16 protein-coding genes and 3 pseudogenes are annotated in these 15235 nt (G+C 36.3%); 3 read left to right on the top strand and 16 right to left on the bottom strand.

Annotation, left to right across the window (positions count from 1 at the left end):
- From HMPREF2887_RS01895 to HMPREF2887_RS01845, 12 genes and pseudogenes are all read right to left on the bottom strand, one after another.
- A partial coding sequence (locus HMPREF2887_RS01895; RefSeq protein ID WP_186821893.1) for a YwaF family protein occupies positions 1–648 on the bottom strand: 648 nt, incomplete at its 3' end.
- Positions 649–654: 6 nt separating this feature from the next.
- Positions 655–1353 (bottom strand): YwaF family protein, encoded by a 699-nt coding sequence (locus tag HMPREF2887_RS01890; RefSeq protein WP_003023748.1) that lies wholly within the window; start codon positions 1351–1353, stop codon positions 655–657.
- Between the two features lie 3 nt (positions 1354–1356).
- A pseudogene (locus HMPREF2887_RS01885) lies at positions 1357–1907 on the bottom strand (DUF1697 domain-containing protein).
- A complete protein-coding gene (murF, locus tag HMPREF2887_RS01880; protein ID WP_021001924.1) occupies positions 1897–3267 on the bottom strand; it encodes a UDP-N-acetylmuramoyl-tripeptide--D-alanyl-D-alanine ligase in 1371 nt (456 codons plus the stop codon). Before murF ends, HMPREF2887_RS01885 begins: the two are co-directional and overlap by 11 nt.
- A gap of 131 nt (positions 3268–3398) precedes the next feature.
- Positions 3399–4445 (bottom strand): D-alanine--D-alanine ligase, encoded by a 1047-nt coding sequence (locus HMPREF2887_RS01875; RefSeq protein ID WP_021001925.1) that lies wholly within the window; start codon positions 4443–4445, stop codon positions 3399–3401.
- A 132-nt stretch (positions 4446–4577) separates the two neighbouring features.
- Positions 4578–5174 carry a recombination mediator RecR gene (gene recR, locus HMPREF2887_RS01870; protein WP_021001926.1) on the bottom strand — a complete coding sequence of 199 codons (597 nt, stop codon included), beginning with the start codon at positions 5172–5174 and terminating at the stop codon, positions 4578–4580.
- A gap of 10 nt (positions 5175–5184) precedes the next feature.
- The gene (gene pbp2b, locus HMPREF2887_RS01865; RefSeq protein ID WP_021001927.1) at positions 5185–7245 is read right to left on the bottom strand and encodes a penicillin-binding protein PBP2B; all 2061 of its coding nucleotides are present in this window, start codon (positions 7243–7245) and stop codon (positions 5185–5187) included.
- Positions 7246–7607: 362 nt separating this feature from the next.
- Positions 7608–7775 carry a hypothetical protein gene (locus tag HMPREF2887_RS10220; protein WP_003023739.1) on the bottom strand — a complete coding sequence of 56 codons (168 nt, stop codon included), beginning with the start codon at positions 7773–7775 and terminating at the stop codon, positions 7608–7610.
- Between the two features lie 6 nt (positions 7776–7781).
- Positions 7782–8987 carry a hypothetical protein gene (locus HMPREF2887_RS01860; protein WP_003023737.1) on the bottom strand — a complete coding sequence of 402 codons (1206 nt, stop codon included), beginning with the start codon at positions 8985–8987 and terminating at the stop codon, positions 7782–7784.
- 21 nt (positions 8988–9008) lie between these two features.
- Positions 9009–9305 (bottom strand): helix-turn-helix domain-containing protein, encoded by a 297-nt coding sequence (locus tag HMPREF2887_RS01855; protein WP_084740379.1) that lies wholly within the window; start codon positions 9303–9305, stop codon positions 9009–9011.
- Positions 9295–9660 carry a type II toxin-antitoxin system RelE/ParE family toxin gene (locus HMPREF2887_RS01850; protein ID WP_003023734.1) on the bottom strand — a complete coding sequence of 122 codons (366 nt, stop codon included), beginning with the start codon at positions 9658–9660 and terminating at the stop codon, positions 9295–9297. The genes HMPREF2887_RS01855 and HMPREF2887_RS01850 overlap by 11 nt, the downstream gene beginning before the upstream one ends.
- Before the next feature lie 274 nt (positions 9661–9934).
- Positions 9935–10165 carry a hypothetical protein gene (locus HMPREF2887_RS01845; protein ID WP_003023732.1) on the bottom strand — a complete coding sequence of 77 codons (231 nt, stop codon included), beginning with the start codon at positions 10163–10165 and terminating at the stop codon, positions 9935–9937.
- 277 nt (positions 10166–10442) lie between these two features.
- On the opposite strand from HMPREF2887_RS01845, the pseudogene HMPREF2887_RS01840 reads away from it, so the two are divergent.
- A pseudogene (locus HMPREF2887_RS01840) lies at positions 10443–10979 on the top strand (site-specific integrase); the annotation flags it as partial.
- A gap of 157 nt (positions 10980–11136) precedes the next feature.
- Here the strand turns inward: HMPREF2887_RS01840 and HMPREF2887_RS01835 are convergent.
- The 4 genes from HMPREF2887_RS01835 to HMPREF2887_RS01820 form a co-directional block, all read right to left on the bottom strand.
- On the bottom strand, positions 11137–11829 hold the full coding sequence (locus HMPREF2887_RS01835; RefSeq protein ID WP_003023729.1) for a phosphoglycerate mutase: 693 nt from the start codon (positions 11827–11829) through the stop codon (positions 11137–11139).
- A 140-nt stretch (positions 11830–11969) separates the two neighbouring features.
- Positions 11970–12431: a Fur family transcriptional regulator gene (locus HMPREF2887_RS01830; protein ID WP_021001929.1), complete on the bottom strand. Its 462-nt coding sequence runs from the start codon at positions 12429–12431 to the stop codon at positions 11970–11972.
- Between the two features lie 176 nt (positions 12432–12607).
- Entirely contained in the window at positions 12608–12883 is a 276-nt protein-coding gene (locus HMPREF2887_RS01825; protein WP_003023726.1) for an HU family DNA-binding protein, read from the bottom strand.
- Positions 12884–13011: 128 nt separating this feature from the next.
- A complete protein-coding gene (locus HMPREF2887_RS01820; protein WP_003023725.1) occupies positions 13012–13845 on the bottom strand; it encodes a DegV family protein in 834 nt (277 codons plus the stop codon).
- 229 nt (positions 13846–14074) lie between these two features.
- Here HMPREF2887_RS01820 and HMPREF2887_RS01815 point away from each other — a divergent pair, with 229 nt between their 5' ends.
- Both HMPREF2887_RS01815 and HMPREF2887_RS01810 read left to right on the top strand, forming a co-directional pair.
- Positions 14075–15028, top strand: a complete 954-nt coding sequence (locus HMPREF2887_RS01815) for an ABC transporter permease (protein WP_003023723.1) — start codon at positions 14075–14077, stop codon at positions 15026–15028.
- A gap of 1 nt (position 15029) precedes the next feature.
- Positions 15030–15235, top strand: a pseudogene (locus tag HMPREF2887_RS01810) (ferrichrome ABC transporter permease); the annotation flags it as partial.

Here is a 15235-nt window from a genome sequence, read left to right as displayed (position 1 = left end):
TTTAAAATATTCATCAAAAAGGAGCAAAGCGGTGGCCAGAACCAGTGAGACAAGTACGTAATTCACCCAGATCCGGTCTCCTTTTATAAGCGGGGGATGAGTCATCAATCCATAATTTCCACCAGTGACGGCATTGACACCAACTAAAAACAAATCCAAGGCAAAAGTGTAGCCTACAATCACATACTTCTTCAAAATCTGCTTGTCATAGTGGTTGATAAGATAAACCAGCGAATTAATCAAGAGGCAGTAATGCCCCAGAAGAAATGAAAAACTAGTGATATGCGGAAAATCATAGGGGTCAAAAACTGGATAACCAATGGCAAAAATCGCCCCGCTGACACCTAAAAGAGCAAAATACTGTTTGCTTCGGCATTTATCTGGCAGCAGCAACATGGCAAACATGGCTAAGCGGCAATGATAAAAAGGCAGATTATTTGCAAATGAAATATGGAAACCAAAATACCAAGAATAAAGTATAACTAATTGAAAAGCTTGTAAATATTTAAAAGTTTTCTGATACAGTGGGGTTTGCGCATAGCGAACTGAAATATAAATGAGGAACAAGAGAATTCCTATCATCGTCACATAGCCCATAGCAGAAATGGGAGGCGGTGCTGTCTTTTGAGTCGTTAAAAAATCATTCAGCATAGCTTAATTTTCCTGTCTTACTGTTTCTCCTTGTTCTCGTCTAATTTGTTTAAAGATCAGAGAAACCACGAAAATTGCTAAAATCAAGATCAATGAAACAAAAATATAGTTAGCAATCATTCCATGACTTCCAACTAAAGGTGGTACTTTCAAAAATCCATAATTTCCACCACTCACCAAATTTACAAATAGTAATAAAAGATTCATACTAAAGCTAATCTCTCCAATTCGCCGTAAACTCAATAACTCGCTATCATAATGATTCAGCAAATAGGTGAGAGAATTTCCCAAAAGAGCATAGTGACCAATTAAATAGGAGACTAAAGTGATGTGAGGAAAAGCAAATGGGTCAAATAAAGGATAGACCAATGCACAAATAGGTCCAAATACTCCTAAAAGCGCAAAATACTGTTTATAGGTTGAAGAATCAGGCAGTAGCAAAACAGCAAACATCGCCAATCTGCAATGATAAAAAGGAAGTGATTCAGAAATTGGTGACAAGGTCACAATATACCAGCCATAAAGCACTAAAATTTGTAAACCTTGTACAGCTTTCAAAAAGTTCTGATAGCGCCTGTTTTTATGATATTTTACAGCACTATACATGACATAAATGATTCCTAAAAACATCATTCCATACCAAAATGGAGTTAATTGAGGGGCCTCCGTTTTATGACTTGTAAAAAATTCTTGTAGATTCATCTCCTACTCAACCATCCTATTACTTAATTCTTTGATAACACTCAGCTTTCTTGTTGTGGCGACAATACCTAACTTCTTTTCAAGAAAATTATTATTTAACTTCTTTTTTTGGCATCTCTTGGTAAATACATATAAAGGCAAGCAGTTCCAACTGCAAATATTTCGTCCATAAAGTTCATTACTTGCAGTTCTGCCAATTGCTCCGTTGAAATGTAATTGTTTGTAAAAACGAGATGAATCCGTGACGAATCCAACTCCTCAGAAAAGGGATTTCCTAAAATAGCCCTTTCTAAATCGGACTTTTCTTTTACGATAATGGATAAATTTGCACCAATGCTTTCCAATATCACCTGATGCATGTGTTGTGCTAATTCTTCAGCTGGTAGGCTTGTTTCGCAAATCACATTACCTGATTGAATATAACTTGAAACATTATCTAAACCAGATTGTTCCAACATTTGAACCAAATCACTCATCTTAGGGATCCGATTTGGTCCTGTTGGCATCACGCCACGAAGGAGGGCAAGATACTGTACTTTATTGTTATCCGTCATTCTCCAATTTCTCCACTAAACTAGCTAAGTTCATAGAGTTACTTCCTTTTATCAGCAATTGGTCCGTTGGTTTGAGTGCTTCTTTAACAGCTTTTACTAAGTCAGAAAATTGATCTTTTTCAGCATTTTTTACAAAATAATGGGCTTTCCCAGGCGGGAAAATTTCCTTAGCATAGGCAAATAGAGCAGCCATGTCCTCTCCATAAAGGAAAATTTCTGAGAGAATTTCTGGATTTAGGCTGGTTATCATGGCACCGTGCATTTGTTTAGAATCAGCCCCCAATTCTTTCATATCAGCTAAAACTGCCAGTTTCCGACCTTTTTCATTAAACGGAATCGTTGAAAATGTCTCTAAAATCAATCGCATAGCGGTTGGATTGGCATTGTAAACATCTGAAAGGATATCTGCACCATTTTTAGCTTTCTTCCACTCGGTGCGATTTCGTGTTAATTCAAGCGTGGCAAATGCTTTTTGGATCTTATCTTGTGTTACTCCTTCTTTCAATGCCACATAAGCTGCAATCATGGCATTTGTTGCATTGTATTTTCCAGTTACTGGAAGGTCAATGGCGTTATCTAAGAAATTGGTTTCAAAACTCAAACTATCTTTTCGTTCTTCTAATTTCGTTAGGAAAATATCTTCGTCTGGACCAAAACGGACTACATTTAGCTGGCTCGGTAGAAAATCATTAATAATCTTGTCCGCTGGAACAACCAAAAGAGCCCCGTCTTTCATGCCGTCGACAATTTGCATTTTTCCTTTTGCAATTTCATAACGACTTTTAAAGAATTCTAAATGCGCTTCGCCAATCAGCGTCACAATACCTACTTTTGGCTGCGCAATTGTGGACAGAAGGTGAATATCCCCCATGTGATCTTGCCCCATTTCCAAAACCAATTTTTCGGTGTCATCTGGCATGTGTAAAACCGTATAAGGAAGACCAATTTCATTATTGTAGTTTCCTTGCGTTTTATAAGTCTTGTAAGTTGTTGACAAGAGGTGAGCCAGCATATCTTTGGTCGTCGTCTTACCGTTAGAACCCGTAACTGCAAAGACATCTACCTTCATTTTTTCCAGATAATACTGTGCCAAACGCTGCAATGCTGCCAACACATCATCAACTAAAATATAAGGATAGTCGTCCAATTCTTTTTCTGACAAGGTTGCCACAGCACCATTTTCAAATGCCGTCACAATAAAATCGTGCCCGTCACGTGCTCCTTTAAGAGGAAAAAACAAGTCTCCCTCTCCAATCAATCGACTGTCAAATTCTGCCTTTCCAAATGTACAATCTGGAAATTGATGAACATCATTTTGTGCTTTCAATACAGAAGCTACTTCATAGAACGTTAATTGCATTTTTTCACCTATATGTCTTAAATTTCTCTAACTCTCTCATTATACCACAGAATAACCTACTTTTACACACACTCGCCAAAGACATACTAAAACAATAGAAAAAAGAACCTTTTGGCTCTTTCAATCTTGTCTTACAACAAATGCTCTTCATGTTTTGTAAATGTTTCTTGCGCTAAGAGAACTAATTTCTCAATCAAATCTGTATAAGAAATGCCCATATTTTCCCAAAGCAGCGGATACATCGACCATTGAGTGAAACCTGGCATCGTATTTAGCTCATTAAGGAAAATCTCGCCCTTATCAGTATAAAAGAAATCGCAGCGAGCTAAACCAACACCGCCAATAGCATGGAAAGCTTTTTCTGCATATTGTCGCATAGTGGCAATGACATCTTCAGAGAGTTTTGCAGGAATATCCATGGTGATTTTGTTGTCAATGTACTTGGCTTCGTAGTCATAGAAAGCAACATCTTTCACTACCTCACCTGGCAAACTGCTTTTGACTCCTTCATTCTCAAGTAAACCAACTTCAATTTCACGCGCATTGACACCTTGCTCAATCAAGACACGGCTATCATATTTGAAAGCCAATTCAAGAGCAGAGCGCAATTCATCTTGATTTTCAGACTTAGAAATGCCGACACTAGAGCCCATATTTGACGGTTTTGTAAAAACTGGATAAGTTAGATTGGCTTCTACTGCTGCAATCTTTTCGTCTATATTTTCCCCTTCAATCACTGCTACATAGGGAACTTGCGGAATGCCAGCAGAAGCTAACACTCGTTTTGTCGTGATTTTGTCCATAGCCACACTAGAAGAAAGGATATTGCAACCCACATAAGGCATTTTCAACACTTCAAGAAATCCTTGGATAGACCCGTCTTCTCCCATTGGACCATGAAGAACGGGGAACACAACTGCCCCTTCTTCGTAAATATCACTTGGTTTAATCTTTTGACTTTCAACAACACTATCGTTTGTCATTAATTTTTCATTGTCAGCAGGTTTGCTTGAAAATTCTTGCGTCTTGATAAAGTCACCCGCTTGTGTGATAAAATAAGTCTTCACAAAGAATTTATCATAGTCAATCGCACGCATGACACTCTCCGCTGATAAGACAGAGACCTTTCGTTCGGCACTGCGACCACCGTAAAGGAGAATAATTTGTTGTTTTGCCATTTTTATACCTAACCTTCTTATCTTAAAAGAAATTTACAAATTTAATCGCTTTTTAGTATATCATATTTTAGATTGTTTTTGAATAGAAAAAGAGCTTCCATTTTCTTTTAAAGGAAAGCTCTATTTTCTTTTTTACAATTCTGTGCGATTCTCAATAGCCCGAAGCAGTGTTACTTCGTCTGCATATTCAATATCAGAACCAACTGCTAATCCACGAGCCAGGCGCGTTACCTTGATACCAGCTGGCTTTAACACCCTCGAGATATACATGGAAGTCGCTTCCCCATCTGCTGTCGCATTGGTTGCCACAATTACCTCTGTTACCTCACTATCCATCAACCGTGTAATGAGACTTTTCAGATTGATGTCGTCTGGTCCAATACCATTCATAGGAGAAATCAATCCCTGCAAAACATGGTACAAACCATGGTATTCTTGAATATTTTCCATAGCAGATACATCTCGGCTATCTTCTACAACCAAAATAGTAGATTGATCCCGTGTCTCATCGGTGCAGATAGCACAAGGATCATCATCCGTTAGATTACCACAAATAGAACAATAGGTCAGCTCACGTTTTGCTGCAAGCAAATTTTTAGCAAATTCATTGACATCATCATCACTCATACCAATGGTATAAAACGCCAAACGCGTTGCTGTTTTTATGCCAATTCCTGGTAATTTTGAAAAGCTATCAATCAATTTTGCAATCGGTGTTGGATAAAGCATAGTATCCTTTCTAATTCATTGAATGCTGTTGATGATACAAGTTAATAATATCACGAGTTATACTATGGCTAACGGTTGACGATAAGTTTGTATTGTGCGGGAACACAACTGCCACTGCAATCTGCGGGTTGTTACTTGGCGCATAAGCCACTACATTCGTATTAATGGCTTCCTTTCCACCTGCAAAGGTTTCTGCCGTCCCTGTTTTGGCGCTAATCGGCACTGCTTCACCTTGTGACAAAGTACGCCCTGTAGTAAATCCGCTTGTACCATGAACTACCTGATAAAAACCTTGTCGAATCAAATCCATATTCTCTTTTGAAATATCAACTTTATTCAGCTCTTTGGTTGACTTGGATTCAATCAGCTTTCCAAGCCCGCCCGTCTCATTGTTGTCATAAATTCCTTCTACTAAGTGTGGTGCAATACGAGTACCGCCATTAGCTACCGTTGCAGCATATTGCGCCAACTGCATTGGAGTATAGTTATCAAACTGCCCAAAAGCATTGGTTAAGTAGTTCGCAAACGTATAATTCTTAGGTGTGTAGCCTTCTGATTCACTTGGCAAATCAATTCCTGTAGATGCTCCCAAGCCATATTGAGCAAAAGCTTTACGCAATTTGTCCATAGAGGAGTTCAAATTCGTCAAATCAATTGCCATATTGGGCGTATAAGGCGTTCCCATCATATTTAAAGCTAGCTGAACCATATAAGTATTGGATGAATATTCTAGTGCCTCTAAAGCCGTAATTTGGCGAGCCCCATATTGTGTGAACCAAGAAGTGATGGCAGAGGAACCTCCAAAAGAAATCGGTTGATCTGTCAGAACTTGGTTACCTGTGATAGCTCCAGATTCCCAGCCAGCTGTTAAAGTAGCTCCTTTCACCACAGAACCCGGCACAAAGTTGTTCATAATCGTTCCAAGAGAGTCTGTTGTTAGTTCTCCTGTATTGGTATCGTGCTTCAGACCAGCCATGGCTAAAATAGCACCCGTTTTAGGATTCATCGCAACAGCATAGACCCCTTCAGAATATGTCGCATTTCCGCTCGCTAATTCCGCACTAAAATACTTTCTCAAAATGTCTTCTACACCGTTCTGAAAAGCTAAATCTGTTGTTAATTTTAGATTATTTCCCTTACTACCATTGAAAATATTTTTCACGCTTTCCATATTTCCATTTTTATCAAGATTGATTTCTTTGACTGCGCGTTTTCCTTGAAGTGTAGACTCATATTGTTTTTCCAAATAACTCGTCCCAACACGATCATTAAGGGAATAGCCTTTTTTCAAATAAGTATCCACTTCTTCTGCGGGCAGCCCTGCCTTTTCACTTGAAACACTTCCGATGATAGAAGACAAAGAAGTATCCAACACTTTCCTGTCCCAGCTGGTGGTAATACTGATACCAGACAGTTCTTTCGAGCTAGAGGCGATTGTCGCAATCTGATCAGCTGATAAATCATCCGTACGAATATTTCCCGTCTCAAAATTAGAAATAGCATTCATCTGACTAAACAAATAAATAGCTTTTTTATCTTCATCTGAGTAGTTTAACTTTGCTACATCAACACTCTTAACGGCATTATTATAAATCTTAGACTCTGCCAAACGATTTCCATCTGTACCATATTTTTTATTTTTAGGTAGCTGATTAACGACCTTCTTATAAACCTCGCTGTCTGCCAAATAATAATCTACTTGTTGACGCTCAGTAACATCTGCGCTGGAAATAGAAACCAATGGAAGCAATTTTTGAGCAATTTCTTTAATCTCTGCAGCCGTCATTTTGTTGCTACGTGTGAAAGAGACAACTTGTTTGGTTGTATTTTCCACCAAAGGTTTCCCACTCGCATCATAAATCTGACCCCGAACCGAACTGGTTGTCACTTTAGTCTTGCTAGCTGTCGCTAATTTTTTTGTATAAAAATCTCTATGGGCAACCTGCATATAGCCCAAACGCACAATTAAACTCATAAACAGTAAAATCACAATTCCAAATAATAAATTCAAGCGTCGTGGGATTGAATGGCTATTAAATGTTCTTTTTTTCTTAGACATGGTATCTCTCATTCTAGTCAAAATGCTATCTTTTATTGTACCATAAATCCACCTAAATGAAGTCGTGGAAAATGGAAAACATTGATAAAAAACACAGCTAAAAAATGAAAGCTTTGCATAATATTAAAAAGCCCTGCTTACGCAGAGCCTCTTAATATTATATTGGACTTATTTTCCAAGATTATTTACTTGCTAAATATTACAGCAAAGTAGTATAGTCTAACTTCTTTTTCTACTCACTAATCATCTAAAATAATACAAACTGAAACAAGTATAGGAAACATAAAGGGTAGTAAAACAGGAACTAAATAGATGAGTTCAGCAGGCAAGAAAATAGCATCTTATTGGGTGCTATTTTTTACATATTTTACTTTTTATTTGCGCTTATCTAATTTTAAAATTTCATTATATACATCTTTAATTGTTAAATCAATATCTTTTTGATTCAAGTTTAGAATAGGAGAATTCTGTAGTTTTAGACTTTCGGTTTTACTATATTTAGTTTCTTGCGGTTTAAAATAAGTTTGAAAAATTAGTGACATAAAAATCTACCTCCTCTTTCTATTAGAATACTCCAAATTTTTAGAGATGTCAAAATATTCCTTCCTGTTAATCCAAATTGGTCCATCTCCTTTCGATATCACTAAAACATCGACTGGTCCACCTACTGTTTCAAGTGAATCTGTTATATGACGTTTAAAAGATGTTAAGTTTACTAAAGTTTCAGCCATATTTGCTAGTTCTGGTAACGCTAACGTTCTTACAACACCCAAAATTGGATTTATAAATTGTTGTTTCTGCTGTTCACTAATCTGAGTGATTATATTATACTTCTCATCTTCTGATAAATTATTTAGCCCAATAATCGACTGACTTACTACTTTATTCATAAAGGGATCCATCCCTGTCAAGATAGTTGAAATCATATCTGATTGGGCAAATGGAACAATGGAGGCATCGCTGTTTAGAAGGTCCACATTGTTACTATTAGTCTTTTCAATTTTTATTTCATCTCTAAAAGCATAACTTATTTCATATGATACCAAAGAAGGAAATAATTCTTCACTACCGTATCCACCTATAACTACCCCAGAAATCGAATCAAAACTATTTTTAGAAATTACAATTTGGTATGACAATTCTATAAAGATATCCGTTATTTTTTGTAAATGCTCGTCTGCCAAGTAAACATTCTCTCGTAATATACTTTTACAATATTCTGAGAAGTCTGAGTCAAAAGTTCTCTTATCAAGATTTTCTAATAATATAATATCGTTATCTGTGTTAAGGTTTTCAATAATAATTTCCGAAATAATTTCAATTATTTTTTCTTGAGAAATTGGGAGTTCTGGATTATCCGCCTGTATATTATTGACTTTTTTACTTGAAACCTCCAACAACTTCTGTAGTAATGATAAAATGACAGATTGAATCATTCGTTGTGAAATAGTATCATTTTTGAATTTTTCATTTTTAAGAAATTCAAGAAAAGCTACGGAGCAATCTTCCAATCTATCAAATATTTTAGTACAATACTCTTTCCTAAATTCCTTGATAATAATTTCCCAAGGTATATCCATAAACTCAGCATTCCCATAAATCATAATCCCGATATCATGATGTCCACCAAGAGAAAACAGTTTATTTACTGCGTTATATGTTTTTGCTTGTCCCTGTCCAAAACTAACAGTTACCGCACTATCAGCTGCTAGGACGATACCATGCTTGTTTAATATACTAATCTCAGCCGTCATATTCCACCTCTTTTAATAAATCTAGCTTACCTGTTCGCCCTCTAAGGGTACAACTGCCAAAGTTTTCCCAAGACTTGCCAAGACTTTTAAAACAGTATCAAGTTGTGGACTTGTCTTACCTGTTTCCATTCTAGCAATAACTGGCTGACTTACTCCGCTTAGTTCCTCAAGTTTTTTCTGACTGATCCCTTTTTCATTTCTAGCATCAAGCAGCTCACTCATGATTGCCACGCGCATATCACTCTCCAAAATTTCCTCTTTGGAAAAAAGTTCAGCTCTCACATCTTTCCAGTTACTACCAATTGCACTATTTTTCATTGTATAGCCCTCTTTCTTTTAAGTCGCGTAATTCACGCTTTGCTTGTTCAATTTCTCGTTTTGGTGTTTTCTGCGTCTTTTTCATAAAATGATGCAACAATACAAAGTTGCCATCAATCCAAGCAACAAATAATATCCTATCCCTCAATGGTCTAAGCTCCCAAATTTCAGCATCTAAATGCTTAATATACGGTTCTCCTGCGCGTGTACCACGTTGGCTTAGTAGTTCGATATAGTCATTTATCTTGTTTAGTTTGATACGACTATCCTTGCCTTTTTTGCTGGCAAGTTCACGCATATAATCTAAAACCGGCTCATTCCCGTTTTTATCTTTGTAAAAATAGATATTATGCACCAAGATACCTCTTTTCTTAGTTCTATTATAACTCAAAAGTTATTAAATGTAAATACTTTTAAGTTATTAAATTCTTTTCTAAGTACTTTTTCCTAACTTTAATTCTCACACTTCTTCTTTTTTAGATGCGGTTACTTTTCTTCTTTTGTTGGCTTATTTGTTTGGGTTAGATCTTTTATCCCATCTCTAGGCAATTTCCGACCTCCTTTCAAACAGAAATATCACAAGTATTTCTACTCATGATTTCATTGTATGTTATAAAAATAAGGATGCTTTAAGCTATTTTTAGCAGCTTTTCAATATTATTAAGTAACTCCCTATATTTAGGATTGTCATTTTTATTGTTGATAAGATACTCATTTGCGACAATGTTTAGAGATTGATAAAGGCCACCCATGATGCCAGATTGTTCATCTGTCATTTTGTCTATTTTTGAATATTTATTATAATACATCTTGCAATTCTCATAGATACGTTCGTTCAATTTATCATACAAATCAATCATTTTCTAATTCTCCTATCTATTATTTTTCAACAAAGTTAAACTATTTATAGACCCTAAATCCAGCCAGTTGCGATCCATACAATAAAAACCCCATCTCTGGGGCTAAAATAAGTAGTCGGACAGATTTGCACCGCCATTTCTCTGTAATAGAGCGTATTCCTTCTTCAAACCACTGCTCTACTTACCCTGTTCTTATTATCTCATATCTTATTGACTTTAGCAATAAAATCAATTTTTTACTAACTTATGATAAGTAGATATATCAGATAATGGAATAATACTAAAATATAAAACTTTGTTAGCTACTGGATGTCGTATCGGTGAGTTGTTAGCTCTTGAGTGGTCTGATATTGACCTAAACAAAGGAACTATTAGCATTACCAAAACAATTAACCGATACAATAAAACTAATAGTCCAAAGTCTAAATCTGGAATAAGAGATATTGAGATTGATAAAGCTACTATCCTTATGCTAAAACAATACAACAAGCGCCAACAAATACAATCATGGCAGCTAGGGCGCTCTGAAACAGTTGTATTCTCTGTATTTACAGAAAGGTACGTTGAAACCAACGCATTACGTAAAAGACTCAAAAAACATTTTAAAGCTGCTGGAGTATCTGATATAGGATTTCATGGTTTTCGTCATACTCATGCTACTATCATGTTATATAGCGGTATAGAACCTAAAGACTTACAATATCGCTTAGGCCATTCTAATATTTCAATGACTTTAGATACCTATGTTCATGCTACCAAAGAGGGAGCAAAAAAAGCCGTCTCAATATTTGAGGCAGCTATCAATAATTTATAAGGGTGTTCCATTTTGGAACTACCCTATTACTATACAAAAATCACAAAATCTAAAGCACAGGGTAGTTAAAAGGGTAGTAAAATCAAAAAACACTCTAGGAGTACAGCCTAGAATGCCTTTAAATAAAGGATTTTCACCCTTTAAACTATCAAAATACTTATTTTCCAAGATAGTATTCTTTCACTAGATTCAATTTTTCATCAAATTCAAATACAAGTGGTGGGAAGTTAGGAATTTCCACATTCATGATTTCGTCATCTGACAATTTTTTGATGTGTTTTACAAGGGCACGAATAGAATTACCATGTGCACCTACGAATACATTTTTACCGTCTTTCAAAGCTGGAGCGATTTTATCTTCCCAGAATGGAAGAGCGCGTTCCAAGGTTACTTTCAAGTTTTCTGCATCTGGAATAACTGAGTCATCAAGATTTGCATAACGACGATCAGTGTGTGCTGAATATTGATCATCTTTTGCCATAGCTGGTGGCAATACATCATAAGAACGACGCCAAATATGAACTTGTTCGTCACCCCATTTTTCAGCTGCTTCAGCTTTGTTTTGACCTGTCAAACCTCCATAGTGACGTTCATTCAAACGCCATGACTTTTCAACTGGCACCCAAAGTTGACCTGCCGCTTCAAGGGCAAGATTTGTTGTTTTGATAGCGCGTGTCAAAACAGATGTGTAAGCTTGGTCAAACTCAATACCAGCTTCTTTAATCAATTTACCAGCATCAATAGCTTGTTGCGTCCCTTTTTCAGACAAATCAACATCAGCCCAACCTGTAAAGAGGTTTGCTTTGTTCCATTCAGACTCACCGTGGCGAGCAAAAACTAATTTTACCATTAGATATCTCCTTTGATTTTTGAAAACTGTCTCACAGTCACTCCTATATTTTACAAAATTTTTTCAAAAAAATCCAGTACCAACGGGAGAATATTCCATTTTTGCCAATTTTCTTTATTCAAGTAGTGTACATGAATATCCTAACCATTTTTCAAACAATTCGGACAAATTCCATACATCAAAACTTGTGTCTTTGTAATTTTATAACCTGTTTGTTCTTCAGCTTCACGCTTCAAATCAGGAATATCCACATCTTCAAAGTCTGCAATTCGACCACATTTTTCACAGACAACATTCAGATGTTCATGCCCCATAAAATCAAAATAGGTTGTCTTATCATGGCTAATTTTAATTTCTTCTACAAAGCCCTCTTCCACCAAAACTTTGAGATTGTTATAAACTGTTGCCAAACTCATATTAGGAAAGTCTGGAAGTAAATCATGATAAATTGCTTCCGCACTTGGGTGTTCATGCGTCCGAATCATATAGGCAATGATTGCCTTTCTAGTCTCTGTAATACGCACTCCCTTTGTTTTCAATCGTTGAATAACGTTTTCATAATCACCTTGAACTGTGGTTTCTAAATAAGGATGTGAGTTCATTTCCTACCTGCTCATGATTTTTTCCTTTATTATATCACGAAAATAGAAAAATGCATATTTAGAATGATTGTAAATAAACGCAAATGATAAAGTTAGTCTCCTTGTCTGCCCTTTTACAAGAAAAAAACTATTGCTCAACGCCGAAACGTTGAAACAATAGTTTTTTTAAAATTGCATTATTTAACAGCATCTTTAAGAGCTTTACCTGCTTTAAATGCTGGTACTTTAGAAGCTGCAATTGTGATTTCTGCACCAGTTTGTGGGTTGCGGCCTTTACGAGCTGCACGTTCACGAACTTCAAAGTTACCAAAACCAATCAATTGAACTTTTTCACCAGCTGCAAGGTATTCAGTTACTGCTGCAAATACCGCATCAACTGCTGCTGCTGAATCTTTCTTAGTCAATTCTGTAGCTTCTGCTACTTTTGCAATCAAATCTTGTTTGTTAGCCATTTAACAAATCCTCCAAAATATTTTATGAATTAGTAGTCACTAACTCTAACAAGTATTATCATATCTAAAAAATGTTATTAGGTCAAGCACAAAACGAACTTTTTTCAATTTTTCCAAAGATATCAAACTTATTCATAGCGAACGAGGATTGCCCACGCATTTTCACCTGTATGTGTTTGAATAATAGAACCAGTCTCCAAAACAGAAATCGTTTTTTCCACACACGGTTGCAAAATCTGTTTCATTTCGTTCGCCAATTCGGCAGTTCCTGCATACGAAATTCCAATCTCTGCTACTTTTTTATCTTTTAAGCTTTCAACTAAATCATTAACCCATTTTTTGAAGGTTTTTACACCACGCCCCTTAACAATCGGTTGTAATTCATGGTTTTTCATTTGCATAACTACTCGAATATTAAGCAACGAACTGAGAAGCCCAGTCACACGACCAATACGACCACCTTTTACAAGATTTTCAAGCGTTGACACACCGATATACAATTCTGTTTTTTCACGTACTTCTTCGATTCTTGCTAAAATAGCATCAAAGTCTGCACCTTCTTTTGCTAGTTTTGCAGCTTCAACCACTTGAAACTTCAAAGCTTGATCCGTAAAAGAGCTATCAATCACTGTTACATCTACATTTGCCAAGGTTGCCCCTTGTCGTGCAGCTTCGACCGTTCCAGACAAAGCATGCGACATATGGATAGAAATGATTTTATCGGCAGTTTCTCCGAGTGTTTCAAAGATTTCTGCAAAAACACCAACTGGTGGTTGACTGGTTTTCGGTAGATTTTTGCTTGACTGCATCAAACGAAGAAACTCTCCTTCTTTTAAGTCAGCGTCTGAATAAACAACACCGTCTACCATTACAGACAAAGGGACGATTGTAATCTCTAAATCCTCTACAACTTGCGGTTCAATCGTAATAGATGAATCCGTTACAATTTTGATTTTTGTCATGGTTTTCCTACTTTTATAAATTTTATCTATTTAATTTATTATATCAAAAAAATAACTTTTTGTGGAATAATTTTTCTGGATAAAATGTGTAAAAGGTGTGTAGAGCTTTCTATTTTTCTAAATAAACAGAATTATTAAATTTTCAGAAAATAATTAACACTCTTTTATTTTTTTGTTAGCCTAGTGATGTATCTTATTGAAGCTGTTGCTTTGAAGAAAGGGTTGATAAATGAAACAGACAAAATTTTTAGGAATTCTTTGTCTCGCTCTGGTTATGATTTCAATTACAGTTGGTTCTAGTCACTTTTCGTGGTGGCAGCTGCTACATGGAGATAAGCAGACCGGGCTGCTATTTTGGGAGTCACGCTTGCCAAGGACAATTAGCATTCTCCTAGCAGGGTCTAGTATGAGTATTGCCGGACTTCTTATGCAGACTGTTACACAAAATCATTTTGCTGCTCCTAGTACAGTTGGAACGGTCGAGGCTGCGAAATTTGGTATGTTGCTTAGTTTATTTCTCTTTCCGTCAGCCACATTAGCGCAAAAAATGCTATTTGCTTTTGTATCTGCTATTTTTTTTACGATTATTTTTATTAGATTTATCAGAAAATTCTCATTTAAAGAAAAATGGTTGTTACCGCTTGTCGGGATTGTTTACAGTGGAGTAATTAGTGCAGCCGGAGAAATCATTGCTTATCGTTTTGATCTTGTCCAAAGCATGACTTCATGGACACAAGGCTCTTTTTCCATGATTCAGAAACATCAATATGAATGGTTATTTTTAAGTTTGATTATCTTGATTGCAGTATGGAAGCTATCAGCCACGTTTACCATTATGAATCTAGGGGAAGACGCCAGTCATAATCTAGGCATTTCCTTTTACCAAATGGAGGGAATGACGTTGTTTCTCATTGCATTGACGACAAGTGTGACGATGATTACAGTCGGCTCTCTTCCATTTATCGGAATCATTGTTCCAAACATCATTCGGAAATTTTATGGTGACCATATCACGCGCATTAAGGGGCTGACCGCATTAACTGGTTCCTGTCTCATCTTGGTCTGTGATATTGTAGCTCGTCTAGTCATTCGCCCTTACGAAGTTTCCGTCAGCTTGATTTTAGGAATTTTAGGTAGTTTGGCTTTCGTATATCTTTTATGGCGAGGTGCTGCTCATGAATAAAATGAAGAGTCAAACAAGAAATCGCTTACTTTTATTGCTTTTGGTAGCTAGCTTGAGTGGCTTGTTATATCTCATGCCAATGGACTATCCTTTAACAGGTTTTATTATGAAATTGCGCTCGCAAAAGTTACTAGCCTATCTCTTAGTCGCCATAACTGGAGGTCTTGCTACAATCAGCTTTCAAACAATCACAGAGAATCGTTTTTT

Origin of the sequence: Streptococcus sp. HMSC071H03, from assembly GCF_001813035.1 — a bacterium.
Classification (GTDB): domain Bacteria; phylum Bacillota; class Bacilli; order Lactobacillales; family Streptococcaceae; genus Streptococcus; species Streptococcus anginosus.
The sequence above is the reverse complement of the archived record's forward strand: the minus strand, read 5'-3'. Positions and strand labels throughout refer to the sequence as shown.

Bases quoted from the DNA above. Each gene is read 5' to 3' on its own strand.
- HMPREF2887_RS01845 (WP_003023732.1), bottom strand. From the start codon at position 10,165: ATGATTGATTTGTATGATAAATTGAACGAACGTATCTATGAGAATTGC.
- HMPREF2887_RS01860 (WP_003023737.1), bottom strand. From the start codon at position 8,987: ATGACGGCTGAGATTAGTATATTAAACAAGCATGGTATCGTCCTAGCA.
- HMPREF2887_RS01830 (WP_021001929.1), bottom strand. From the start codon at position 12,431: ATGAACTCACATCCTTATTTAGAAACCACAGTTCAAGGTGATTATGAA.
- HMPREF2887_RS01890 (WP_003023748.1), bottom strand. From the start codon at position 1,353: ATGAATCTACAAGAATTTTTTACAAGTCATAAAACGGAGGCCCCTCAA.
- HMPREF2887_RS10220 (WP_003023739.1), bottom strand. From the start codon at position 7,775: ATGTCACTAATTTTTCAAACTTATTTTAAACCGCAAGAAACTAAATAT.
- murF (WP_021001924.1), bottom strand. From the start codon at position 3,267: ATGCAATTAACGTTCTATGAAGTAGCTTCTGTATTGAAAGCACAAAAT.
- HMPREF2887_RS01835 (WP_003023729.1), bottom strand. From the start codon at position 11,829: ATGGTAAAATTAGTTTTTGCTCGCCACGGTGAGTCTGAATGGAACAAA.
- recR (WP_021001926.1), bottom strand. From the start codon at position 5,174: ATGCTTTATCCAACACCGATTGCAAAATTGATTGATAGCTTTTCAAAA.
- HMPREF2887_RS01820 (WP_003023725.1), bottom strand. From the start codon at position 13,845: ATGACAAAAATCAAAATTGTAACGGATTCATCTATTACGATTGAACCG.
- HMPREF2887_RS01815 (WP_003023723.1), top strand. From the start codon at position 14,075: ATGAAACAGACAAAATTTTTAGGAATTCTTTGTCTCGCTCTGGTTATG.
- HMPREF2887_RS01825 (WP_003023726.1), bottom strand. From the start codon at position 12,883: ATGGCTAACAAACAAGATTTGATTGCAAAAGTAGCAGAAGCTACAGAA.
- pbp2b (WP_021001927.1), bottom strand. From the start codon at position 7,245: ATGAGAGATACCATGTCTAAGAAAAAAAGAACATTTAATAGCCATTCA.
- HMPREF2887_RS01855 (WP_084740379.1), bottom strand. From the start codon at position 9,305: ATGAAAAATAGTGCAATTGGTAGTAACTGGAAAGATGTGAGAGCTGAA.
- HMPREF2887_RS01875 (WP_021001925.1), bottom strand. From the start codon at position 4,445: ATGGCAAAACAACAAATTATTCTCCTTTACGGTGGTCGCAGTGCCGAA.